The following is a 24,092-nucleotide window of genomic DNA, read 5'->3' on the forward strand; positions in this document are numbered from 1 at the left end:
CGCCCACTGACAGCCGGTGCCGATTCGACGTCAGGGCCGAAGGATGCGCAGGTCAGCACGTGTGGTGCCGTACGTCACTTCTCGTACGGCAGTGGACTCCCGACCGGCCGCCCGGGGAGCCGCGTCCCGTCACTCGACGACGTGGCGGCCTTCCGCGCGTGCGCTGCACGAGGCCCGGAACGCGCAGTGCGTGCAGTGCTGGCCGGTCGACGGCGTGAACCGTTCGTCGAGGACCTTGCCCGCGGCGGTGGCGAGCAGGTCGCCGACCCACTCCCCCTCCAGCGGTCCCTGGGCCTGCACCTTGGGCAGGGTCTCGCCGCCGTCCTTCTTGGGGGCGCCCTGGCGGAGCTGGACGAGTTCGGCGCCGCCCGGGTCGGGGCGCCGACCGTCGAATGCCTCGTCCACGGCACCTTCGCGGACCGCGAGCTGGTAGACGGCGAGCTGCGGGTGGTGGGCCACGTCGGCGGCGCTCGGTGCCTGTTTGCCGGTCTTGAAGTCGACCACGTAGGCGCGTCCTTCGGCGTCCCGCTCGACGCGGTCCATGGAGCCGCGGATGCGCACTTCGTAGGAGCCGGCTTCGAGAGTGACGTCGAAGTCGTGCTCGCTGGCGACCGGGGTCCGTTCGGCACGGTCCGTGACATGCCACTGCAGGAAACGTTCGAGCGCCACGCGCGCGTGCTCCTTCTCCTGCGCCGACTTCCAGGGCGCGTCGAAGGCGAGCGCCTCCCACACGGAGTCGAGGCGCTCCATGAGGACGGCCAGGTCGGCGGGTGTGCGGCCGGAGGCGACCTCGTCGGCCAGGACGTGCACCACGTTGCCGAAGCCCTGGGCGACGGTCGCGGGGGCGTCCGCCTTCACCTCGCGGCCCAGGAACCACTGCAGCGCGCAGGTGTTGGCGAGCTGGTCGAGGGCGCTGCCGGAGAGCACGACGGGATGGTCGCGGTCGCGCAGCGGCACCTTGCTCTCGGTCGGTTCGTACATGCCCCACCAGCGGTAGGGGTGCGCGGACGGCACCAGGGGGCGGCCCTCCTCGTCGCCGAGCGCGGCGAGTCTGCCAAGGCGCCGGGCCGCGGCTTCCCTGAGGGGCGCCGAGACGCGGGGGTCGACCGTCGTGGCCCTCAGTTCGGCGACGAGCGCGGCGACGGACAGGGGACGGCGAGGGCGGCCCGTGACGTCCTTGGGCTCCTCGCCCAGTTCGGTGAGGAAGCGGGACGGCTGGTCACCGTCGTCGGCGGGTGCCTTCACGGCGGTGACGACGAGCCGTTCCCGCGCGCGCGTGGCGGCCACGTAGAACAGCCGGCGCTCCTCGGACAGGAGCGCTCCGGGGGTGAGCGGTTCGGCGAGGCCGTCCCGTCCGATGCGGTCGGCCTCCAGGAGGGAACCCCGTCGGCGCAGGTCGGGCCACAGCCCCTCCTGGACGCCCGCGACGACCACGAGGCGCCACTCCAGGCCCTTGGAGCGGTGCGCGGTCATCAGACGTACCGCGTCGGGGCGTACGGCCCTCCGGGTCAGCGTGTCGGCGGCGATGTCCTGGGCGTCGACCTCCTCCAGGAAGTTGAGGGCGCCGCGGCCACCGATGCGCTCCTCCGCGCGGGCGGCGGTCGCGAACAGCGCGCACACGGCGTCGAGGTCGCGGTCCGCGTTGCGTCCGGCCGCGCCGCCGCGGCGGGCGGCCCGCTCCAGGCGCTGCGGCCAGGGGGTGCCGTCCCACAGCTCCCAGAGCGCCTCCTCGGCCGTGCCGCCCCCGGCGAGGCGTTCCCGTGCCTTGCGCAGGAGGGCACCCAGGCGCTGCGCCCCTCGCGCGTACGACGGATCGTGGGCGACGAGCCGCTCCGGCTCGGCCAGTGCCCGGGCCAGCAACTCGTCGGAGGGCGGGGGTACGTGGTTGCCCCCGGCGCGCTCCTCCTCGCGCAGGGCCCGGCCGAGGCGGCGCAGATCTGCCGCGTCCATGCCGGCGAGGGGGGACGCGAGGAGGGTGAGGGCGGTCTCGACGTCGAGCCACGGCTTCTCCCGCTCCGCCGGCTGCTCCGGATCGGCCTCCTCGGGGAGCGGATCTTCGGAGGACGGCTCCTCCGTGGAGGGTTCCTCCGAGGAGAGCTCCTTCGAGGGGGACTCTTCCGAGGAGGGGCGGGGCTCGGCCGGTTCGGCATCTTCCGGGCCCGAAGTGGCCGGTTCGGCGTCTTGCGGGCCCGCTTCGGCCGTTTCGGGTTCCTCGTCCGCCGGGAGCGGGGCCGGTGCCGTCTCCACCAGTTCCGCCGTGGCGACCGCCTTGAGCGCCGTCAGCAGAGGTGTCACCGCCGGCTCGTGGCGCAGCGGCAGGTCGTCGCCGTCGATGTCCAGGGGGACGCCGGCCGCGGTGAGCGCGCGGCGGATCGTCGGGATGGTGCGGGAGCCGGCACGTACCAGGACGGCCATCTCGTTCCACGGAACGCCGTCCTCCAGGTGGGCGCGGCGCAGGATGTCGGCGACGTTGTCCAGCTCCGTACCGGGGGTCGGGTACGTGTAGACCTCCACGCGGCCGCCGTCCCGTACGGGAGCGAGCTCCCGGTGGGCGCGTACCTTCTCGGCCGGGAGGCGGGTCAGGGGCATGCGCTGGGTCAGCAGTCTGGTGGCCGCCAGCAGGCCCGCGCCCGACCGGCGTGACGTCCTGAGGACCTCGACCGGCGCCGGTGCGCCGTCCGCGCGCGGGAAGGTCTCCGGGAAGTCCAGGATGCCGTTCACGTCGGCGCCCCGGAACGCGTAGATCGACTGGTCGGGGTCGCCGAAGGCCACCAGGGTGCGGCCGCGGCCCGCGAGCGCCTCCAGGAGCCGCAGCTGCGCCGGATCGGTGTCCTGGTACTCGTCGACGAAGACCGCGTCGTACCGCTCGGCGAGCCGTTCCGCCACGTTCGGGCGGCGGGCGAGCAGCACCGCGCGGTGCACCAGTTCCGCGTAGTCGAGCACTCCCTGCATGTCGAGCACGTCGAGGTACTCGGCGAGGAAGGCGGAGGCCGCGAGCCAGTCGGGGCGGCCGATGCGCCTGGCGAAGGTCTGGAGCGCTTCGGGGCCGAGCCCCAGTTCACGGCTGCGGGCGAGGACCGCGCGGACCTCGTCGGCGAAGCCGCGCGTCGTCAGGCAGGCGCGCAGTTCGTCGGGCCAGCGCACATGGGCGAGGCCGAGCCGCTCCAGCCCGGGCTGGCCCGCGAGCAGTTCCCGTACCGCCACGTCCTGTTCGGGGCCGGAGAGCAGCCGCATCGGTTCCACGAACAGGTCACTGTCCTGGTGGGCCCGGACCAGGGCGTAGCAGAAGGAGTGGAACGTGGTCGCCTGAGGCGCGCGGGCCGCTCCTATGCGCAGCGCCATGCGGTCACGCAGTTCCACGGCGGCCTTGCGGCTGAACGTCAGCACCAGGACCCGCTCGGGGTCCGCGCCGCGCGCGATCCGGGCCGCCACGGACTCCACGAGCGTGGTCGTCTTGCCGGTGCCCGGACCTGCGAGGACGAGCAGCGGACCGCCCTCGTGGTCAACCACCGCGCGCTGTGCCGCGTCCAGCTGAGGGGGAGCCACCCGGGCCGGCGGGGTACGCACCAGTCGGTAAGCGCCACTGGTCCCCTGTCGTCCCTGGGGGTACGACAGGCGCCTGGTGGAGGAAGAGGTGCTCACGTGGTTCGCCGGTCCTGGAGGGTGTGCTCGGGGTTGTCACGGTCGGCGCGGAACGCCGCCGGTGAGGGATCGTGCTCGGGTGACGGGTGGGACGACGGCGGCGCGAGGTGGGCGGTGGCCGCCGGATGAGCGGGATGCGTTCCGTCGACGCTACGCCGGTGGATGCTGTGGAAGCAGCGCTTCCCCGTGTTCCCTCCGGGCACCCGCGTCCCTCGTCTCACGAACGTACGGCATGTCACGGGCGTGCCCGCATTCACCCGTACGGGCCAGCTGTTCCGCTCGTCACGTTCCCGTGCCGGAAGCTGTCAGGTGTGACCCTCCGCGCGATCACCGCCGTCCCACCGGGCCCGTCTCATGTCGATGCGCGGGAGATGCCCTTCGGAAGTCCTGCTCGCGTCCTTGAGAGGCGTGCCCTCCGTCCGGTAGTGCGCCAGCGCCTCCAGTTCGTGGCCGGGGAGCAGCGCCCCGTCCGCGCGGACGACCCGCCACCACGGAACGGCTCCCCCGTAGAGAGCCATCACGCGGCCGACCTGACGCGGACCGCCGTCCTCCAGCCACTCCGCGACGTCTCCGTACGTCATGACGCGTCCGGGCGGTATCCGCTCGGCGACGTCGAGGACCCGCTCCGCATACTCCGGCAAGGCGTCCGCCGGGAGGCTCTGCTCACTCATCCGACCCATCCTGCCCCACCCCGCCGACAACGTGACGCGGCGGCGACTGTGCGTATTGCTCGCCCTCGAACAGCGCTTCGGGCAGACTGTGCGCCCCCGCATTGCACCCTGATGCCCCCCTGTGTCGGCGGGGCATGCCACCATCGTGCGGGCGGTTACTGGTGATACGAGACCAAGAAGAGACGATGAGACAGCAGGGTGTGCACCCCGAAGACGCGGAGGGCACCTCTGCGGTTTCGTCGCGCCCTGATGCCGGCGTCGACTCGGACGAGGGCCTTGGGAAGACTTCAGAAGCATCCGTGACGTCCGGGGATCCGGGCACGTCCCAGAAGAAGGACATGCGCAAGGAGAGCGGAGTCGAGGACAGCGTCGGCCCGGCCGACGACGCCCCCGCCGAAGAGGTCGAGGGCGACGAACCGCTGCTCCCCGCGCGCGTGCACCGCCCCTCCGATCTGATGCGCCTTCTGGTGGGCGTCCTCGCGATCGCCGTGCTGCTGTCGATCGCCGCGTTCGCGCACGGCACGACATCAGGGCTGGCGCAGGACATCAACAAGGGCACCGACGAGGCACCCGACCTGCTGATCAAGATCGCGGGGCTCGCGTCGAGCATCGCGATCCTCCTGGTGCCGGTCGCCTTCGCCATCGAGCGGCTGATCAAGCGCGACGGGCTGCGGATCGCCGACGGTGTGCTGGCGGCGGTCCTCGCCCACGGGGTGACGCTCGCCACCGACCTGTGGGTCGCCAAGGGCGCCCCCGGCTCGATCCAGAAGGCGCTCACCCAGCCCTCGCCCGCCGACATCCAAGCCCTGACCGACCCGGTGCACGGCTACCTCGCGCCGGTCATCGCCTACATGACGGCTGTCGGCATGTCACGGCGGCCCCGCTGGCGTGCGGTCCTGTGGGTCGTACTGATGCTCGACGCCTTCTCCATGCTGGTCACCGGCTACACGACGCCCTTCTCGATCGTCCTCACGGTGCTGATCGGCTGGAGCGTGGCGTACGGGACGCTGTACGCGGTCGGCTCGCCGAACGTCCGGCCCACGGGGCGGACCCTGATGGCGGGCCTGCGGCACGTCGGCTTCCATCCGGTGAGCGCGGCACGGGACGAGACCCCGGAGGCCCCGGACGGCGACCGCGGCCGCCGGTACTTCGTGACGCTCCAGGACGGCGCCCCGCTGGACGTCACGGTGGTGGACCGCGAACAGCAGGCCCAGGGGTTCTTCTACCGCGTGTGGCGCCGTATGACACTGCGGGGCATCACCACCCGCCGCAGTCTCCAGTCGCTGCGCCAGGCTCTGGAGCAGGAGGCACTTCTCGCGTACGCGGCCATCGCGGCCGGGGCCAACGCGCCGAAGCTGATCGCGACCTCCGAGCTCGGCCCGGACGCCGTGATGCTGGTCTACGAGCACATCGGGGGCCGCACGCTCGACTCGCTGCCTGACGAGGACATCACCGACGACCTGCTGCGCGAGACCTGGCACCAGGTGCAGGCCCTGCAGTCGCGGCGCATCGCTCACCGCAGGCTGGCCGGTGACGCGATCCTGGTGGATCGTTCCGGCACGGTGATCCTGACCGACCTGCGCAACGGCGAGATCGCCGCCGGTGAACTGATGCTGCGCATGGACGTCGCGCAGTTGGTGACCACACTCGGCCTGCGGGTCGGCGCGGAACGAGCGGTGGCCTCGGCGGTCGGCGTGCTCGGCCCGGACGCAGTGGCCGACTGCCTGCCCATGCTGCAGCCCATCGCGCTCACGCGCTCCCACCGCGCGACACTGCGCAAGCTGGCCCGGGAGCGTGCGGAGCGCGAGCGCGAGGCGGTCCTGGACGCCTCCCGCCAGGACAGACTGGCCCGTGCCGAGGAGCACGAGCACACCCCGGACGAGACCAGACCCGCCCTGGAGAAGCCCGACAAGAAGGCCGTACGCGCCGAGCAGCGGGCCGAGAAGCGCGCGATCGACGAGGCGCTGGAGGAGGTCCGCGAGGAGGACCTGCTCACCCAGATCCGCCACCAGGTGCTGCTGATCAGGCCGCAGGCACCGGTCGAGCCGGCCCGTCTGGAGCGCATCCGCCCGCGCACCCTGATCAGTTTCATCGCGGGCGCCTTCGGTGCGTACTTCCTGCTGTCGCAGCTCACGCACATCGAGTTCGGCACGCTCTTCGACAGCGCCCAGTGGGGCTGGGTCGCCGCGGCCGTGCTGTTCTCGATGCTGAGCTACTTCGCGGCGGCCATGAGCCTGCTGGGCTTCGTGCCGGAACGGGTGCCGTTCATGCGGACCGTGGCGGCGCAGGTCGCCGGTTCCTTCGTGAAGATCGTGGCGCCCGCGGCGGTGGGCGGTGTCGCCCTCAACACGCGGTTCCTCCAGCGCGCGGGGGTACGGCCGGGGCTCGCGGTGGCCAGTGTCGGCGCGTCGCAGCTGTTCGGGCTCGGCTGTCACATCCTGATGCTGCTGTCGTTCGGATACCTGACCGGTACCGAGAAGACGCCCTCCTTGTCGCCGTCCCGGACGGTCATCGCGGGGCTGCTGACCGTCGCGGTCCTCGTCCTCGTGGTCACCTCGGTGCCGTTCCTGCGGAAATTCGTGGCCACGCGCGTGCGGTCGCTCTTCGCGGGTGTCATCCCCCGCATGTTGGACGTCCTCCAGCGGCCGCAGAAGCTGATCACCGGCATCGGCGGCATGCTCCTGCTGACGGCCTGCTTCGTGATGTGCCTGGACGCGTCGATCCGGGCGTTCGGCAACGACGACATGCCCGCGATCAGCATCGCCAGCGTGGCCGTGGTCTTCCTCGCCGGCAACGCGCTGGGCTCCGCGGCGCCCACCCCGGGCGGGGTGGGCGCGGTCGAGGCCACCCTGACGGTCGGCCTGATCGCGGTGGGCCTCCCCAAGGAGGTCGCGGCACCCGCCGTGCTCCTGTACCGCCTGCTGACGCTGTGGCTGCCCGTGCTGCCGGGATGGCTGTTCTTCAACCACCTGACACGCAAGGGCGCGCTCTAGGGACGGGACCCTGCGTCGCAATCTTGCGGTGTCGCTGTCCTGCGGTCCTGCGTGTCGTGGTCCTGCCGTGTCGCGAGGCCCTGGCGCCACGGGGTCCTGCTGGAGCCACCGGGCCCTGGTGTCCCGGGGTCCTCACCCGCACGGCCCGCGCCCCGAGCGGCCCGTGCCGGGCGACCTCAGGATGGGGACATGCCGAACCCTGCCCCGCCACGTGCCACCGCTCGGACCGCCACCGCCCTCCTGCTGCTGGCGGCCCTCGCCGGCTGCGGCGACGACGGCGGCTCCGAGGACCGGGACCTGTCGGCGCAGAAGCTCAGCTGGAAGGACTGCCCGGAACCGTCCGGGGCCGAGGGCGGCGGGGACGCCCCGTCGCCGCTCCCGGACGGCGGCACCTGGAGATGCGCGACGCTGAAAGCGCCCCTCGACTGGGACGAACCCAAGGGGGACACCATCGAGCTCGCGCTGATCCGCGCCGGGGCGAGCGGCGCCGAGAACCGGCGCATCGGTTCGCTGCTCTTCAACTTCGGCGGTCCGGGCGGTTCCGGCGTGACCACGCTGCCCGCGTTCGGCCAGGACTACGAGCAACTGCGCACGCGCTACGACCTGGTCAGTTTCGATCCGCGCGGCGTCGGCCGCAGTGCCGGTGTGAAGTGCGAGAGCGACGAACAGCTCGACGCGTACTTCCAGCAGGACGCCACCCCGGACGACGACGCCGAGGAGCGGACCCTGCTGGACAACCTGAAGGAGTTCAACGACGCCTGCGAGAGCAACTCCGGGAAGGTCCTGCCGCACGTGCGCACCACCGACGCGGCCCGCGACATGGACCTGATGCGCCAGGTCCTCGGCGACGACGAACTGCACTACTTCGGCATCTCGTACGGCACCGAACTGGGCGGCGTGTACGCCCATCTGTTCCCCGAGAAGGTGGGTCGGGCCGTCTTCGACGCGGTCGTGGACCCGACGCAGAGCCCCGAACAGGGGTCTCTGGGGCAGGCCGAGGGTTTCCAGCTCGCACTGGACAACTTCGCCGAGGACTGCGCCTCGAAGCCGCAGGAGTGTCCGCTCGGCGACAGCGCACAGGACGTCAAGGACCGCATCGCCCAGTTGCTCAAGGACCTGGACACCAGGCCGATCCCGGGTGTCTTCCCGCGCGAGCTCACCCAGACCGCCGCCACCAGCGGCATCGCGCAGTCCCTGTACTCGCAGGATTTCTGGGAGTACCTCGTCGAAGGACTCCAGCAGGCGTACGAAGGGGACGGCAAGGTGCTGATGCTGCTGTCCGACTCGCTGAACGGTCGGAATCAGGACGGCGAGTACAGCAACATCAGCGCCGCCAACGTCTCCATCAACTGTGCGGACGACAGACCGCGCTACACCGTCGCCGACGTGCGGGCGAAGCTGCCGGAGTTCCGTAAGGCGTCTCCCCTCTTCGGCGACTATCTGGCGTGGGGCATGGTCGGATGCACCGACTGGCCGGTGGCGGGCGCCGCCGACCACCCCGACGTGCGTGCCGCCGGTTCGGCACCGATCCTCGTGGTCGGCAACACCGGCGACCCGGCGACGCCGTACGAGGGCGCCCGGAAGATGGCGGAGTCGCTGGGCAAGGGCGTCGGTGTCGAGCTGACGTACAAGGGTCAGGGACACGGCTCGTACGACAGCGGGAACACGTGCGTGCGCGACGCGGTGAACGGCTATCTGCTGGACGGCAAGGTCCCGCCGACCGGCCGGGTCTGCTCCTGAAAGCCTGGGCACAACCCGCTAACCAGCAGGTCAGACAGTTATCCACAGGGCTCGGCCGTGTTCGCGGAGTTCTGCCTACTATGGCCTGACTGTCATCCGCGACATCCGGCGGACGACGATGCGAGGGGGGAAGTTCATGGCGCGTATCGCACGGTGGACGGCACTGGCCGCCGCCGCGTTGCTGGTGGCCGGCTGCAGCGGCTCGTCCGGGAGCGACGACGGGAACGACAAGAACGACGACGCCGGCAAGCCGCCGGCCGCGGCGCCCTCCTCCGACGCGATGCCGGGACTGCCCGCCTCACTCACCTCGCAGAAGCTCGACTGGAGCGGCTGCAAAGCCACGGAGACGGGCCCCGCGCCGGGCGGGGACTGGCGGTGCGCGACGCTCAAGGTGCCGCTGGACTGGGCGAAGCCGACGGGCGAGACCATCGGGCTGGCCCTGATCCGCAGTGAGGCGAGCGGATCCTCGAAGGACCGCATCGGTTCGCTGCTGTTCAACTTCGGCGGTCCGGGCGGCTCGGGCGTCGACTACCTGCCGCCGTACGGGCCGACGTTCGCCACGTTCCACGAGCGGTACGACCTGGTCAGCTGGGACCCGCGCGGCGTCGCCGCCAGCGAGGGCGTGCGCTGCCGCAGCGACAAGGCCATGCAGGCAGCCGAGTCGGTCGACACCACACCGGACACGCCCGCCGAGGAGACCGCGTTCCTCAAGGACGCCAAGGACTTCGGCCAGGGCTGCCAGAAGTCGGCGGGCAAGCTCCTCAGCCACGTGTCGACCACCGACACGGCCCGGGACATGGACCTGATGCGGCATGTCCTCGGCGACCGGAAGATGCACTACTTCGGCATCTCGTACGGCACCGAACTGGGCGGCGTGTACGCCCACCTGTTCCCCGGGAACGTGGGGCGGCTGGTCCTGGACGCGGTCGTCGACCCGAGCGCCGGCACGGTGGGCCATGCGGAGAACCAGGCCAGAGGCTTCCAGCGGGCTCTGGAGGACTACCTCGAATCCACCGGCCAGGACCCCGAGGAGGGCTCGCGGAAGATCGCGGCGCTCCTGAAGCGCATCGACTCCGAACCTCTGCCGACCTCGAGCGGCCGCGACCTCACGCAGCAGTTGGCCCTCACGGGCATCGTCTATCCGCTCTACAGCAAGTCGTCGTGGCCCGCCCTCACCGGCGCCCTCGAAGCCGCCGAGGACGGCGACGGTACGGAACTGCTCGCGCAGGCCGACAGCTACAACGACCGTGACGCCTCCGGCCGCTACGGCACGACCACGCATTCCCAACGGGTCATATCGTGCTTGGACGACAAGGAGCGGCCGACGCCCGAGGAGGCGAAGAGGAAACTCGCCGAGTTCCGGAAGATCTCACCCGTGTTCGGGGACTCGATGGGCTGGGACACAGCCGGCTGGTGCCACGACTGGCCGGTGGCCGGACAGCACGAGACACCGGAGGTGTCCGCACCCGGCGCGAAGCCCGTCCTGGTGGTGGGCAACACCGGCGACCCGGCGACACCGTACGAGGGTGCGCGCAAGATGGCGGACGAGCTGGGCAAGGGCGTCGGTGTGCAGCTCACCTGGAAGGGCGAGGGTCACGGGGCGTACGGGAGCGGGAGCGACTGCGTCGACAGCACGGTGGACGACTACCTGCTGGACGGCACGGTGCCGGACGACGGCAAGGTCTGCGCCCGGTAGAGGTCCCGGCGGCGGGACCGGCGACGGCCCGTATGACGGGGAAGGGCCCGGCACACGCGGTGCCGAGCCCCTCTTCACCACCAGGTCTGCGCCTAGTACACGGGCTTCGCCGGCTCGATCTGGTTGACCCAGCCGATCACGCCGCCGCCCACGTGCACGGCGTCCGAGAATCCGGCCGACTTGAGGACCGCGAGGACCTCCGCGCTGCGGACACCCGTCTTGCAGTGCAGGACGATCTTCTTGTCCTGCGGGAGAGTCTCCAGGGCGGTGCCCATGAGGAACTCGTTCTTCGGGATCAGCTTGGCGCCCGGGATCGAGACGATCTCGTACTCGTTGATCTCGCGGACGTCGATGATCTCGATGTTCTCGCCGTCGTCGATCCACTCCTTGAGCTGCTTGGGAGTGATCGTCGAGCCGGCGGCCGCCTCCTGGGCCTCCTCGGACACGACGCCGCAGAAAGCCTCGTAGTCGATGAGCTCGGTGACGGTGGGGTTCTCGCCGCAGACCGCGCAGTTCGGGTCCTTGCGGACCTTGACCTGGCGGTACTGCATCTCCAGCGCGTCGTAGATCATCAGGCGGCCGACGAGCGGCTCACCGATGCCCGCGAGGAGCTTGATGGCCTCGTTGACCTGGATGGAGCCGATGGACGCGCACAGTACGCCGAGGACGCCGCCCTCGGCGCAGGAGGGAACCATGCCCGGGGGCGGGGGCTCCGGGTACAGGCAGCGGTAGCAGGGGCCGTGCTCGGACCAGAAGACGGAAGCCTGGCCGTCGAAGCGGTAGATCGAGCCCCAGACGTACGGCTTGTCGAGCAGCACGCACGCGTCGTTGACCAGGTAGCGGGTCGCGAAGTTGTCCGTGCCGTCGACGATCAGGTCGTACTGGCTGAAGATCTCCATCACGTTCTCGGCCTCGAGCCGCTCTTCGTGAAGGACCACGTTCACATAAGGGTTGATACCGAGCACGCTGTCGCGGGCCGACTCCGCCTTCGAGCGGCCGATGTCCGCCTGGCTGTGGATGATCTGGCGCTGCAGGTTCGACTCGTCGACCTCGTCGAACTCCACGATGCCGAGCGTGCCCACGCCCGCGGCGGCCAGGTACATCAGCGCCGGCGAGCCCAGGCCGCCGGCGCCGACACACAGCACCTTGGCGTTCTTCAGCCGCTTCTGCCCGTCCATGCCCACGTCGGGGATGATCAGGTGGCGGGAGTACCTGCGGACCTCGTCTACGGTGAGCTCAGCAGCTGGCTCGACCAGGGGTGGCAGCGACACGGGGACTCCGTTGGTCGGTCAATCACTACAGTTGTTCTCCCCGTAACACTGCCACGCCCTTCTTCATTCCGAGACACCCGTTCCGATCCGCGAGACGAGATCGTCCCAGTAGCCGGGCAGGCTCTCCCAGGGGTCTCCCGAAGCGCCGCGGTCCGTGCGGTCGGTGAGGTAGATCGTGGAGGCGCCCTGCCAGCGGGCGATGCGCAGCGCCTCGTCGAGATGGCCGCGGGGCACGCCGTGCACGAAGTGGCAGAAGCGGTCGGGCGGGTGCTCGGCGGTCCATTCCGCCACCTGCGACCAGCGGTAGTCGCTCCAGGGTCCGGAGAAGGTCACCAACTGGTCGGCGGTCTCGGCATAGCCGGGATACGGATGGGTGCCGTGACCGAGGACGATGTGGCCGTCGCCGAGCGACCGCAGGGTGCCGACCGTGCGCCGGACCTCAGGAAGCGCTGTCCGCTCTGTGGGACAGCGGTCCAGGAAGAAGCCGTCGACCTGGTACCAGTCGAGATAACGGTGCGCGTCGGAGACGAGTTCACCGAACGAGCGCGCGCCGTACGTCACGTCCAGGTGGCCGATGACGCGGACGCCCGCGTTGCGCAGACGTCCGGCGGCTTCGAGACAGTGCGGGTCGGGACGTGCGCCGGGGCCGTCGGAGACGTTCAGGACGACCCAGTGCAGGGGCGTTCCGGGGCGGGTGAGTTCGCTCCATTCGACCGGGGCGACCAGGGGGTGCGCATAGCCGGGGATCCCGAAACCGATCCTCAGGTCCGTGGTGGCGGTGCCCGTCGCGGTGCTGGTCAGATACGGCATGCGGCCTCCATCCAGATGTCTGCGAGGGATTCCTCGAGGTTGATCCGGGGCCGCCAGCCGAGCCGGTCGCGTGCGGTGCGCACGTCGGCCTGCTGCCAGCTGCCGCAGCCGTCCGGGTAGGGGTACGCGGCCGGGGCCGTGTGCTCTGTTTCGGAGCGGGGGTGCCCGATGGATGGCCTGGCGGGGCCGGGAGGTCCGTCGAGTTCGTGCAGGGCTCCGGCGTAACCGGCGACGCGCGCGAGGACGGAGGCGGCGTCGCGCAGGCGTACGGCGCGGCCGGAACCGATGTTGATGACGCCCTGGGCGGCGGAGAGGGAGGCGGCATGGACGGCACGGGCGACGTCGCGTACGTCGATGAAGTCGCGCTGGACGCCGAGGCCGGTGAGTTTGAGCTCGCCGTCGCCGGACTGCATGGCGCGGCGCATGGCTTCGGCGAGGCGTCCGAGGGGAGAGCCTGCCGGGGTGCCGGGTCCGGCGGGCGAGAACACCCGCAGGACGACGGCGTCCAGGCCGGATCCGAGGACCAGTTCGGTGGCCGCGAGTTTACTGACGCCGTAGGGGCCGCCGGGGCGGGGCACGGCGTCCTCGGCCGTGGAGGATCCGGGCTGGCTGGGGCCGTACTCCGCGCCGCAGCCGATCTGCACGAGGCGCGCTCCGCATCCGCTGCGGCGCAGGGCCTCGCAGACGGTGGCGACGGCGACGGTGTTGTGCCGGGTGAGCTCGCGGGCGCCTCCGCGGGTGGCACCGGCGCAGTTGACGACGACCCCGGGGTGCACCGCGTCCAGGAAACGGGTGAGCGCTCCCGGGCTACCGCTGGCGAGGTCGAAGCGTACGTCCGCGTCGTCGCCCCGGCCGAGTGCGGTGAGCTGCACGGCCGGGTCGGCGAGGAGTCGGTCGGCGACGAACCGGCCCAGGTATCCGTTGGCTCCGATCAGCAGCACCCTCATCGGGCGGCTCCCGGAACGGACTCTCCGATGCGGAGGGTGATCATCTGGCGTTCTCCTTCAGGGTGTTGCCGTGGGGCGTGTGGAAGGCCCGCGGTGTCGGCCCCGCGGGAGGGAGTGCGCTCGGCGTGGGGGCCGAGAGTCGGTGGCGGTTCACGGCGCGTCGCCGCGTGCCGCGTGGGCCGAGGCCCGGGTGAGGGTCCTGGAGGCGTGGAGCAGCAGGACGAGCGCCGCGGCCCCGCACACGAGCCCCGGGACCGCGCCCGCCCCCCAGGCGTCGGTCACCGTCTCGACGGGCACGGCCAGCACCTCGCAGCCGGGCAGCCGGGCCGCGAAGACGCTCGCGATGGCCAGCGTCTCGCCCACACCGGCCATCGCGAGGACGACGGCGGGAGCGTGCGTGAATCCGTGCGCGGCGAGAAGCCGGGCCAGCAGGAGGAGCGCGCCGAGGGCGCCGGCTCCGGCGTATGCGGCGGGTTCGTCCAGTACCGCGCCGCTCAGGGTGAGCAGGCCGCCGAGGGCGCAGAGGTACAGCGCGATCACGCCGAGGAGCAGCGGCCGCACGGAAGCGGCGAAGTCCTCCAGGGCGCGGCTGGTGGCGAGTCGGCGCCGGGCGCGGACGGCGAAGAGGTGCGCGCACCAGGCGGCGGGCGCGCAGGCCGCGGTGATGGTCACGACGGACGCCAGGGCGATCGGCCAGGAACTGTCGGAGCTGCCGGTGGGCGGTCCGTGGGGGCCGCCCGCCAGACCCGCGGTGAGCAGACCGTCGCCGAGAAGGGCGTAGGCGATGAGCCAGTAGGTCCACGCGCGGGTGGACGGTGCCGGCGACCACGCCTCCTTGACGTGCAGCGGGCCGCGGCCGAAGGCCCCTCGCAGACCGAGGGCCACGGCGAGCACGCCGATGACGGTCACCGTGAGGCGTGGCTGCCCCTCGGTGTACCGCACGCCGGTCACGACCGCCGCGCACAGAACGCCCGGCAGCAGCGCGAGTACGGCCCAGTCGGCGCGGAACCCGAAGGTGCCGGGTGTCGCGGACGGTGGTGCGGTGTCCGCGGCGCGAGGCACCCGTGCGTACATCTCCTCGGCGAGCGAGAAGACGTCCCGGTGCCGGAAGCGCGTGGCGGTCCGGTCGGTCACCCCGTGCGCCTCCAGGCCCGCCGCGATCTCCAGCGGGTCCACCGCGCGCTCGCACAGTTCCCTGTGCCTGTGCATCAGGGCCTTCACCGGGTCGGCGGTACCACCAGGGGCGGAGGGCGCGTGATCGGCGGGAGGCTGCGGCAGGCCGGCCGGGAGCCCTCGGTCGGAGGCTGCCGCTTCGCCCACGGGACCGGAGGCTCGGCGGCCGGTGACGGGAGCGTCCTCGGTGACCGTCACGGCGTCCCATCTGAGCCGGGTGTCCGCCGTCGTCGACGGGTCCTTCCACACCTGCACGGCGTGGGCCGCGGCGCCCGCCCGGTCCTGCGAGTCGTCCGTCGGGTCGTGCGAGTCGTGGTCGTGCCAGTCGTGGCCGTGCGGGTCGCCCGGACCATCCGTCCGGACCGTCCGGTCCATCCGGTCCGATCCTTCTCGTCGGGCGTCCGCGATCCTCGACTCGCCCAGTTGGACATCCACCACGCGTGTCTCGCCCGGCTGGATGTCCATCACGCGCGTCTCACCCACCTCGGCGTCCGCTTCCCGGCGCTTTCCGAGGTCACCCGGCTCCCGGGTCACCATGCCCCCTCCCCCACCTGCACCGGCTCACCCGACACGGCGGAAGCAGCAGACGCGCCGGAAGCAGCGGACGTGGTGGGCGCGGCAGGCGCGGCCGTGGCCGATCCGGGGGCGTACCCCAGCGGAACGCTCTGCACCGGTGGTCCCGCCGCCCATCCCGGAATCGGCCTTCCGGCCGCCTGGCGCGTGCCGGACTCCGACCGCCGTCCTGGCACATGGGCTTCGGCGGGTACGGCGAACGGCAGCGGCTCGCCCGTCTCGCCGACCACGACCCGGGGAACCGGACACTGCGAGAGGATTTCGAGGTAAATGCCATGAAATGCCATGATGTTCTGCTCGACGGTGAACAGTTCGAGGGCCCGGGCGCGGGCCGCGGCACCCAGGCGGGACCGGCGTTCCGGATCACGCAGCAGGGCGACGCACGCCTCCGCGAGCGCCCGCGGATCGCGCGGCGGGACCACGAGCCCCGTACCGCCGATGACCTCGACGACCGCGCCGACGTCCGTGGAGACCGTGGCGCGTCCGGAGAACATCGCTTCGACGAGGCTGATCGGGAAGCCCTCGACGGCGCTGGAGAGGACCACGAGGGCACCCGCCGCGTATGCCTCGGGGAGGGTGGGTACCTCCGGTCCGCCGATCTCCTCGAAGGAGACGGGGTGGTCGCCGACGCCGTGTACGGCGTCGGTCCCGCCCGGGAAGAGCTGTGCGGCCAGGGCCTTGCAGTGCGCCAGATAGGTGGCGCCCTCCGGCCCGTCGGCGGGCGCGCCGACGATCCGCAGCCGCGCCTTCGGTTCCCGCCTGCGGATCTCCGCGAAGGCGTGCAGCAGCGAGTCCAGGTCCTTGGCGGGCTCGATGCGTCCGACCCACACCAGGGTGTCGGGGTCGGCGTGTTCGGCGCTCTCGCCCACCTCCGAGAAGCGGGACGCCTCCATGCCGGGATAGACGGTACGGATCTTGGCGCGGTCGGCGCCGCAGCGCTCCTGCCAGCGGCGGGCGTGCGTGTTGCCGGGTGTGATGACGGCGGCCCGCCGGTACGCCTCCGCGGCGAGCCTGCCGTGGAACGCCGCGAGGAGTGCCCGCGCCGGAGCCGACGCCGCGCGGCCCTCCAGATCGTCCCGCGGGCCCAGGTAGTGCGCCCGCAGTTGCACCCCGTACTCCGTGACCAGCAGCGGTACGCCCGCGAAGTGGCGGGCGAGCAGCCCCGGCAGGGCCGCGGCGCCGCCGGACGTGGCGTGGCACAGGTCGACCGAGTCGAGCCCGTCGTCCTTGTACCAGTCGAGGGAGAGTGGGCGCAGCGCGCGTTCCACCTGGGCGGCGACGGTGAGCAGGTCGGGCACGCGGGCGGTGCGCGCGGCACGCAGCGCGCCCGGCGCGCGGCACGCGCGTTCGAGGGCGCGCACGGCGGTCTCGGAGCGGAGGGCGCCGACGAGGCCGCCCTCGTCCCGGGCCAGTTCGGCGAGCCCGTACAGCGCGCCGCCGAAACGGTCCGCCACATCGGCCGGGGCGCCTTCGACGGGTCGCTCGTCTTCGCGGACCCCGTCGGGGGTGTTCGCGGCGCCGTGTGCGACTGCGCCACCGGGGGCGTCGGCCGCGGATATGGCGGCCGCCAACTCCGCGTAACAGTCGGCGAACCGGCGGCGTGCCCGCCGCCCGTAGCCGACGCCGTCGTCGTCCGCCGTCCAGAGCGGGGCGGTACGCACACGACTGACCTGGGAGGGGAGCTGGATCCAGCCCTCGTCCTCCTGCTGCTGGCTGCGACTCAGGGCGTAGATGTCGAACTCGTGCTGCCCGAGCCCGCGCACGAGCCGGTCGCACCAGAGCCTGGCCTCACCGCTCACATACGGATAGCCACCCTCCGTAAGCAGTCCGATGCGCACGAGCGCACCCCCGATCTCCCGTATGGGGAGCCGCCGTTGACCCGGCGGCTCGCAGCGGGACGAACGTATGCGGACATGGCGGGGGTGCGACGGACGGTTGTCCGTCGCACCACCAGAAGGGGTGAACGGTCGTAACTTTTCCGTGCGGGTCGCGTTCCGTCGCGCTAAGAGATCAACCGAACACGTTTCGTCATGGCGCGGCCAGTTGTTGACGACCGGCGCGACGGGGGGCACGACGGACGGCCGCGACCGCCGACTCCAGTGCGGCGACGGGGACGGTGACAGCAACGGCCCGTGCGGCACCCACGCGCCGGCGCCGGCCGCCGCTGAAATCGTGCGGGCAGCGGTCGCAGTGCGCCCCTTCGAGCCCCACCCGCTCCAGCGGTTCCCCACGCGCCCCCGGCGGCGGGTTTCGGCCTTTCCCCGCTCGCGGTTTCACCCAGGTGAGTGAACTGCGATGCCGCGGAAAGCGACCGGCCCGCCTGTCCGACCCGGCTGGACCCGATTGCACCTGCCCGAACTCGGCCGAAGCCGACCGAACCCGCCCGAACCCGACCGATCAACTAGAAGGGAACGGCCAGGGGTTGGGTCGGCAGCTGATCCCGTCGTGGTCCAGGAACTTGGTCTGCTGCTGCATGACGGGGGCCAGTCCTCCGTCGACGCTGCAGCTCACATGCCCGTATCCGAGCCGGTGGCCCACCTCGTGGTTGATCAGCATCTGGCGGTACGCGTACATCTTGTCCCCGTACGTCTCCGAGCCCTGGGCCCAGCGGTACGCGTTGATCATCACGCGGTCGGTGGCGGCCGAGTCGCAGGAGACGTTGTCCTGGGTGGTGTCGAGACCCGACTTGGCGCACCAGAACGCGGTCGTGCCGGGACTGGCCAGCGTGATGACGAAGTCGGGCTGTCCGGAGGAGATCCGCTCGAAGGTGCGGCCACCGCCGTGGGCCCAGCTCCGCTTGTCGTTCAGGGTTTTCTGCACGGCCTGCGCAAAAAGCTTTCCGTCGAGGCCGAGCGCCTTCTCGACGTCGACACGATAGGTGAATTTCTGCCCGGTTCCCGGTGCCTTGTCGAGGCCGGGAACCGCCTCGAACCTCCCGCCGCCCTTGAGCCCGGCCGCGAGGGGGTATTTGACCGCCATCTGCTGGGCGTACGACAGCGTCGCCGCGCTCGGCTGCACGGACGGGACCGGCCGTTTGTCGGTGCGTGAGGCGTAGTCGTCGGCCTCCGCGCCAGCGCCACCGGTCGCCTGCGGGCGGGCGGTGTCGTCCTCGCTCCCACCGGCGACGTGACCTGCCACGACGACGGCCAGGACGGTGGTGACGGCGGCGGCCGCGATGCCGGTGAACGCCCGGCCCTTACCGCCCCTGGCCTTGTCCGGCGATGTCCCGGGACTCCCCGGCCCCTTGGGCGGCGCCTTGTGCTCGACCTCGTCGTCCCGGTCGGTGACGGGGGCGAAGGGGTTCGCGCGCGGGGCTGCCGCCGCTCCGGCGGGGCGGGGCGCGCCACTGTCGTCGTCCTCGGCGAAGGCGTCGACGTATGCCTGCCGGGGGCCGCCGCCGACCGCGGTCGGCGCGTACCGCTGTCCGGGGATCGGAGGTTCCGGGCGGTCCCGGGGCCCACCGGGGGCGGGACCGCGCGGGGGCCCTTGGGGCGGGCCCTGCGGTGGGCGCTGCGGCGGTCCTTGCGGAGAGGTCCGCGGCGCTCCGTGTCCGGTGCCCGACCGCGTCTCGCCCCAGCCGCCGCCGGACTCGTGCTGCTCGGGATGCCCACCGCGGACACGGGGCGTGCCGGGCGCCGGGGCGCCGCCGGCGGCACGCGGCCCACCACGAGCCGGGGCGCTGTCGGGCAGCCGCGGAAACCCGTGAGCGGGGGTGCCGTCCGGCAGGCGCGGAAACCCGTGAGCCGGAGTGCCGTCCGGCAGCCGGGGGAATCCGTGGGCCGGCGTGCCGTCCTGGACCCGCGGAGACCCGTGCGCGGGCGTCCCGTCCGGCAGGCGCGGGAATCCGTGCGCGGGCGTGCCGTCGGGCAGCCTGGGCGGTCCCCCGGCCCGCGTCCCGTCCCCGTAAGGGTTCGGGTACTGGTCCCTTTGCGCGTTCGCGTGCTGGTCCGGGCGCTGGTTCGCGCGCTGTCCCTGGTGGTCGCCCTGCTGCCGGCCCGGGTACGGGTTCGGGCGCTGGGCAGCTCCGCCGGCGTACCGGGAGTCCCCGCCCGCGGCCGGCCGGCCGGCGGGACGCGGATCGCTCTGCCCGGCCTGAGCCGCCTGCTCGCCGGAGGACCCCTGCGGGACCCACCCCTCGGGCAGTCGGGGCACCCGACGGGCCCCAGCCCCTGCTCCTGTCCCTGCTCCTGCCCCTGTCGCGCCCGGCTGGGTCCGGGCAGCCGGAACCGTAGGTGCGTCGGCGGTGCCGCCCTTGGGGGCTGGCCCGCGCCGGCTGTGACGTCCCACGTCCCGCTTCAGCTCCTCGCGCCGGTAGTACCGGTGTCGGCCAACTCACCTGTGTCCGCGAGGAGTTCGCGGAAGGCCGTGGCCAGGGTCTCCGGGTACTCCATCATCACCACATGGCCCGCGTCAGGCAACGTGAGCAACCGGGAATCCCGGAAGGCACGGGCCGCACGCTGCGCCATACGGTACGAGACGAGTTGGTCACGGCCTCCGTAGACGAGGAGGGTGGGCGCGAGCACCCGCTCGGCCTGGCGCCACAGTCCGTGCTGGCCGCCCAGCGTGTACGCGTCCACGATGCCGCGTGCCGAGCGTGCCATGGCGTCCCAGAAGTAGGGAAGGGCGAGGCGCCGCTCCATCTCCTCGACCGCGTTGCGGAACCCCTCGGGCGTCACCATGCCGGGGTCCCCGTAGCAGAGCGCCATGACGCCCCGTACGCGCTGCTCGGCGGACCAGCCCTTGGTGAACCTGGTGAACATGGCCGCCACGCCGGGCACGGCGAGCAGCGCCGTCGGTATGGCGCTGCGCTGCACGCGGATCTCCGGGAGCGCCGGCGAGACCAGCGTGAGTGTGCGCACGAGATCGGGCCGTACGGCGGCGACGCGCGTCGCGACGGCCCCGCCCAGCGAGTTCCCGAAGAGGTGGACGGGCCCCCGATCGGACGCGTCCAGATAGCGGATGACCGCGCGCGCGTGCCCGGTCACCGAGTAGTCGCCGTCGTCCGGCGGCGGCGAGTCGCCGAAGCCCGGCAGGTCGAGGGCCTCGTTGTCCACGAGTCCGTCGAGGAGCGGCATGAGCGCCGACCAGTTCTGCGAGGAACCGCCCAGCCCGTGCACGTACAGCGCGGGCGGCAGCCCCTGCCGGGCCGGCGGTCTCGAACGGACCGTCAGCGTGATCCCGGGGAGCCCGACCGTGCGCAGCCGCTCCCCCGCCGCCACCCGGACGGAACTGACCTTCGGCGCGACTGAGGTGGCCAGCACGGACGGGAGTTCGGTCGAAGACATGCGGCAATGTTACGAGACGATCACGCACTGGATCGTGTGTTCGCGGTCACAGGAGCCGGTCGGCACCCGGCCGCACCACGGGGCCGCACCACCGCGGCCACGGACCCGCGGCGTGCTGCTCGGCCCGGGCGCGGCCGGATCACATGGCGCACCCCTTGTGGGTCTCATACGCTTCGTGAACGTGGGCACTCGTACTCGTGCAAGAGCGCACACGCACCACTCGGGAAGAGGACACATGACTGCCGACCGCACCGACCCCGAGGCACTCGAGGACACGGACCACACCGACGGCAACGAGATCGGCGTGGAGGCCCCCGAGGCCGACGCCGCCGAACAGCACAAGGACCTCGCACCCCGCAGGGACGACCCGCTGACCGGCGTGGAGCCGGACAAGGCCAGCGAGGCGGACCTCGTCGAGCAGGCCAGGATCGTGGAACTCGACGAGGACGACTACCGGTGAACCGCGCCCCGGGCACACCCCGGGAGCCGTACGAGCCCGCCATGCCCCTGTATGGCGCGGTCTGCACGGTTTCACCGGCGTCCGGTCCGTGAAATTCTCCGCTCGCAGCGCGCACACCACGGTTACCGAAAAGTACGATGGCCGCGCGGCGCTCACCGCATGTGGACGATTTTGGGAGGCGGCGTGACAGCCATCGAGCAGACAGAGGCGGCACGCCCGCGGGGCACACGCCTGCCGCGCCGTGCCCGACGCAACCAGCTCCTCGGCGCCGCCCAGGAAGTGTTCGTTGCACAGGGATACCACTCGGCCGCGATGGACGACATCGCCGAACGCGCGGGCGTCAGCAAGCCGGTGCTCTACCAGCACTTCCCCGGCAAACTCGACCTCTACCTCGCCCTGCTGGACCAGCACTGCGAGTCACTGCTGATGGCCGTGCGGGCCGCGCTGGCGTCCACCACGGACAACAGCCTGCGGGTACGGGCCACCATGGACGCCTACTTCGCGTACGTGGAGGACGACGGCGGCGCCTTCCGGCTGGTCTTCGAGTCGGACCTGACGAACGAGCCGGCGGTGCGCGAGCGGGTCGACAAGGTCACGTTCGAGTGTGCGGAGGCGATCTGCGAGGTCATCGCGGAGGACACCGGCCTGTCCAAGGCCGAGTCGATGCTGCTCGCCTCGGGTCTGGGCGGACTCGCCCAGGTGGTGGCCCGTTCGTGGCTGCACAGCGACCGCAGCGTGCCGCGCGACCAGGCGGTGCAGCTGCTGACCTCGCTGGCGTGGCGGGGCATCGCGGGATTTCCGTTGCACAGCACCGAGCACCACTGACGTCACCGGCGACACCTCGTTCCCCTTTTTGTTCCCACGAGGTGTTCGCTCCTGGCGTTCTCCGGCGGAGCGTGCGGGTCCCCTCACCGGGCTAATGTGTGCTGCGTACGGCGCGGACGAACGCGCACATCAGTGACCGTCGGAGGGACATAGCCGTGGAGGTCAAGATCGGCGTGCAGCACGCGCCCCGCGAGATCGTTCTGGAGAGCGGTCAGACCCCGGAAGAGGTCGAGCGCGCGGTGTCCGAGGCGCTGGCAGGCAAGTCGCAGCTGCTCAGCCTCGTGGACGACCACGGCCGCAAGGTCCTGGTCCCGGCGGACCGCCTCGCGTACGTCGAGCTCGGCGAGCCGACGGCCCGCAAGGTGGGCTTCAGCGCGCTGTAGGGCGTAGGAGAGGGGCCCGGCGGCATCGAGTCGCCGGGCCCCTTTTCCATGCCCGCGTACTTCACGGACGGAGCACAACGCGTCCACACAGGAGGATTGCATTCCGCAGGTCACGGGTATGACGGGCTACGACCGAAGTGCACACAGCCGTGCGGGAGGGACCACCTGATGTTCATGGAAGCGCTCGGCTCCGCCATCCTCGGTCTGGCCTTGGCCTGGGCAGCCGCGTACCGGCTGCCGCACCGACTGCCCGTCCGCAGCCTCGTCCTGTCGACGGGCGTCGCGGGCGGCCTCTTCGGCGCCTTTCTGACCCACACCGCGCTCGGCTCCGTCGGCTTCCTGCCGGTGATGCTCGGCGCGATCGCCGTGGCAGCGGCCTCCGTCTCCCTGCTCCTCCGCCCCGCGGGCAGACTCCGCCACCACCACTCGGCAACAGTCTGACGCCCCCTCAGGGGCGCGAGGAACCGCGCGACCAGCCCCCACCGCCCCGCGGACAACACCCGATGACGCGGGCACAGCCCCGCCCCTAGGGGCGCGAGGAACGGCGCGACCAGCCCCCATCGGCCGGCGGACAACGCTCCACCCCAAGGCGCGGGCGAGGCCCCGCCCAAAGGGGCGCGGGGAACTGCGCGACCAGCCCCCACCGGCCGGCACGACAACCGACCGGCACCGACCGGCCCAGGCGGCCAGCCGAAACGGTCCAGGCGGCCAGCCGAACCGGCTCAGGCGGCCAGCCCAAGCGCAGCCATCCGCTTCGTGTGCGCCTCGGTGATCCGCGAGAACATCCGCCCCACCTCCGCGAGATCGAACCCGTCCGCGACCCCCCCGACGAGCATCGTCGACAACGCGTCCCGGTCGGCCACCACCCGCTGGGACTGCGACAACGCCTCGCCCATCAGCCGCCGCGCCCACAGGGCGAGCCGCCCACCCACCCGCGGATCCGCGTCGATGGCGGCCCGCACCTTCTCGACGGCGAACGACGCGTGCCCCGTGTCGTCGAGAACGGCCAGCACGAGCTTGCGGGTGTCGGCGTCGAGCCGCGCCGCGACCTCCCGGTAGAAGTCGCTGGCGATCGAGTCACCGACGTACGCCTTGACGAGCCCCTCCAGCCAGTCGGACGGCGCCGTCTGCTTGTGGAAGCCGTCGAGCGCGGCGACGAACGGCTCCATGGCCTCCGTCGGCTCCGCCCCGATCTCGGTCAGCCGGGCCGTAAGCTGGTCGAAGTGGTGGAACTCCGCCGAGGCCATCTTCGCGAGCGCCGCCTTGTCGCCGAGCGTCGGCGCCAGCTTGGCGTCCTCCGCGAGCCGCTCGAACGCCGCCAGCTCCCCGTACGCGAGCGCGCCGATCAGATCGACGACCGCGGCACGGTACTGGGGGTCGACGGAGGCCCGGTCCCAGTCCTGGGCGGCGACTCCGGTGGGTTCGGCGGGTGCGTCGGAAGAGTTGGCAGGCGTCGTCATGAAGCGCACAATAGCCCGCTCACCGCACGGTGGAAGGTCCTGGTCAATCAGTGTGACGACGACTACGTGACCAAATCGGCCATCGCATATGCGCGGATCCGGGGTATGGTGGTAATGCGCTCGCTGAGGTGATCCACGTATCTTGGCGGGCCGCACGAATGAG

At 71.9% G+C, this 24,092-nt stretch carries 17 protein-coding genes; 7 read left to right on the top strand and 10 right to left on the bottom strand.

From position 1 onward, the window contains the following. Positions 1-129 precede the first annotated feature (129 nt). Positions 130-3,642, bottom strand: a complete 3,513-nt coding sequence (locus tag ACFYXC_RS09535; protein ID WP_389548892.1) for a UvrD-helicase domain-containing protein — start codon at positions 3,640-3,642, stop codon at positions 130-132. Between the two features lie 305 nt (positions 3,643-3,947). Then, positions 3,948-4,313 (bottom strand): MGMT family protein, encoded by a 366-nt coding sequence (locus tag ACFYXC_RS09540; protein ID WP_388912247.1) that lies wholly within the window; start codon positions 4,311-4,313, stop codon positions 3,948-3,950. Positions 4,314-4,474: 161 nt separating this feature from the next. Between ACFYXC_RS09540 and ACFYXC_RS09545 the strand changes: the two genes are divergently transcribed. From ACFYXC_RS09545 to ACFYXC_RS09555, 3 genes are all read left to right on the top strand, one after another. Then, positions 4,475-7,306, top strand: coding sequence for a lysylphosphatidylglycerol synthase domain-containing protein (locus ACFYXC_RS09545; RefSeq protein WP_389548895.1), 2,832 nt, complete (start codon positions 4,475-4,477; stop codon positions 7,304-7,306). 189 nt (positions 7,307-7,495) lie between these two features. Then, a complete protein-coding gene (locus tag ACFYXC_RS09550) occupies positions 7,496-9,046 on the top strand; it encodes an alpha/beta hydrolase (RefSeq protein WP_389548898.1) in 1,551 nt (516 codons plus the stop codon). Between the two features lie 136 nt (positions 9,047-9,182). Continuing rightward, positions 9,183-10,742: an alpha/beta hydrolase gene (locus ACFYXC_RS09555; protein WP_389548901.1), complete on the top strand. Its 1,560-nt coding sequence runs from the start codon at positions 9,183-9,185 to the stop codon at positions 10,740-10,742. Between the two features lie 92 nt (positions 10,743-10,834). Here the strand turns inward: ACFYXC_RS09555 and moeZ are convergent, their stop codons facing one another. From moeZ to ACFYXC_RS09590, 7 genes are all read right to left on the bottom strand, one after another. Continuing rightward, positions 10,835-12,013: an adenylyltransferase/sulfurtransferase MoeZ gene (gene moeZ, locus ACFYXC_RS09560; protein WP_388912235.1), complete on the bottom strand. Its 1,179-nt coding sequence runs from the start codon at positions 12,011-12,013 to the stop codon at positions 10,835-10,837. Positions 12,014-12,076: 63 nt separating this feature from the next. Beyond that, entirely contained in the window at positions 12,077-12,823 is a 747-nt protein-coding gene (locus ACFYXC_RS09565) for a spherulation-specific family 4 protein (protein WP_389548904.1), read from the bottom strand. Beyond that, positions 12,811-13,770 (bottom strand): NAD-dependent epimerase/dehydratase family protein, encoded by a 960-nt coding sequence (locus ACFYXC_RS09570; protein WP_388912228.1) that lies wholly within the window; start codon positions 13,768-13,770, stop codon positions 12,811-12,813. Before ACFYXC_RS09570 ends, ACFYXC_RS09565 begins: the two co-directional genes overlap by 13 nt. Before the next feature lie 150 nt (positions 13,771-13,920). Next, positions 13,921-15,480, bottom strand: coding sequence for a hypothetical protein (locus tag ACFYXC_RS09575; RefSeq protein ID WP_389548907.1), 1,560 nt, complete (start codon positions 15,478-15,480; stop codon positions 13,921-13,923). Further along, positions 15,474-17,354 (bottom strand): DUF3492 domain-containing protein, encoded by a 1,881-nt coding sequence (locus ACFYXC_RS09580; RefSeq protein WP_389548910.1) that lies wholly within the window; start codon positions 17,352-17,354, stop codon positions 15,474-15,476. Before ACFYXC_RS09580 ends, ACFYXC_RS09575 begins: the two co-directional genes overlap by 7 nt. Positions 17,355-17,913: 559 nt before the next feature. Continuing rightward, positions 17,914-19,668, bottom strand: a complete 1,755-nt coding sequence (locus tag ACFYXC_RS09585; RefSeq protein ID WP_389548913.1) for a DUF3152 domain-containing protein — start codon at positions 19,666-19,668, stop codon at positions 17,914-17,916. Between the two features lie 143 nt (positions 19,669-19,811). Next, positions 19,812-20,801: an alpha/beta fold hydrolase gene (locus ACFYXC_RS09590; protein WP_388922543.1), complete on the bottom strand. Its 990-nt coding sequence runs from the start codon at positions 20,799-20,801 to the stop codon at positions 19,812-19,814. 235 nt (positions 20,802-21,036) lie between these two features. On the opposite strand from ACFYXC_RS09590, the gene ACFYXC_RS09595 reads away from it, so the two are divergent. From ACFYXC_RS09595 to ACFYXC_RS09610, 4 genes are all read left to right on the top strand, one after another. Continuing rightward, a complete protein-coding gene (locus ACFYXC_RS09595; RefSeq protein WP_389548919.1) occupies positions 21,037-21,261 on the top strand; it encodes a hypothetical protein in 225 nt (74 codons plus the stop codon). Positions 21,262-21,444: 183 nt separating this feature from the next. Then, positions 21,445-22,086 carry a TetR/AcrR family transcriptional regulator gene (locus ACFYXC_RS09600; RefSeq protein ID WP_389548922.1) on the top strand — a complete coding sequence of 214 codons (642 nt, stop codon included), beginning with the start codon at positions 21,445-21,447 and terminating at the stop codon, positions 22,084-22,086. Positions 22,087-22,241: 155 nt separating this feature from the next. Beyond that, positions 22,242-22,469: a DUF3107 domain-containing protein gene (locus ACFYXC_RS09605; RefSeq protein ID WP_055519750.1), complete on the top strand. Its 228-nt coding sequence runs from the start codon at positions 22,242-22,244 to the stop codon at positions 22,467-22,469. Positions 22,470-22,637: 168 nt separating this feature from the next. Beyond that, positions 22,638-22,910: a hypothetical protein gene (locus tag ACFYXC_RS09610; RefSeq protein ID WP_388922553.1), complete on the top strand. Its 273-nt coding sequence runs from the start codon at positions 22,638-22,640 to the stop codon at positions 22,908-22,910. A 281-nt stretch (positions 22,911-23,191) separates the two neighbouring features. Here the strand turns inward: ACFYXC_RS09610 and ACFYXC_RS09615 are convergent, their stop codons facing one another. After that, the gene (locus tag ACFYXC_RS09615) at positions 23,192-23,929 is read right to left on the bottom strand and encodes a ferritin-like fold-containing protein (protein ID WP_389548925.1); all 738 of its coding nucleotides are present in this window, start codon (positions 23,927-23,929) and stop codon (positions 23,192-23,194) included. Between the last annotated feature and the right edge of the window lie 163 nt (positions 23,930-24,092).

The sequence above is a fragment of the Streptomyces sp. NPDC002701 genome (genome assembly GCF_042889045.1).
In the GTDB taxonomy this organism is placed as follows: domain Bacteria; phylum Actinomycetota; class Actinomycetes; order Streptomycetales; family Streptomycetaceae; genus Streptomyces.

Bases quoted from the DNA above. Each gene is read 5' to 3' on its own strand.
- ACFYXC_RS09610 (WP_388922553.1), top strand. From the start codon at position 22,638: ATGTTCATGGAAGCGCTCGGCTCCGCCATCCTCGGTCTGGCCTTGGCC.
- ACFYXC_RS09550 (WP_389548898.1), top strand. From the start codon at position 7,496: ATGCCGAACCCTGCCCCGCCACGTGCCACCGCTCGGACCGCCACCGCC.
- ACFYXC_RS09565 (WP_389548904.1), bottom strand. From the start codon at position 12,823: ATGCCGTATCTGACCAGCACCGCGACGGGCACCGCCACCACGGACCTG.
- ACFYXC_RS09575 (WP_389548907.1), bottom strand. From the start codon at position 15,480: ATGGTGACCCGGGAGCCGGGTGACCTCGGAAAGCGCCGGGAAGCGGAC.
- ACFYXC_RS09595 (WP_389548919.1), top strand. From the start codon at position 21,037: ATGACTGCCGACCGCACCGACCCCGAGGCACTCGAGGACACGGACCAC.
- ACFYXC_RS09590 (WP_388922543.1), bottom strand. From the start codon at position 20,801: ATGTCTTCGACCGAACTCCCGTCCGTGCTGGCCACCTCAGTCGCGCCG.
- ACFYXC_RS09540 (WP_388912247.1), bottom strand. From the start codon at position 4,313: ATGAGTGAGCAGAGCCTCCCGGCGGACGCCTTGCCGGAGTATGCGGAG.
- ACFYXC_RS09615 (WP_389548925.1), bottom strand. From the start codon at position 23,929: ATGACGACGCCTGCCAACTCTTCCGACGCACCCGCCGAACCCACCGGA.
- ACFYXC_RS09570 (WP_388912228.1), bottom strand. From the start codon at position 13,770: ATGAGGGTGCTGCTGATCGGAGCCAACGGATACCTGGGCCGGTTCGTC.
- ACFYXC_RS09555 (WP_389548901.1), top strand. From the start codon at position 9,183: ATGGCGCGTATCGCACGGTGGACGGCACTGGCCGCCGCCGCGTTGCTG.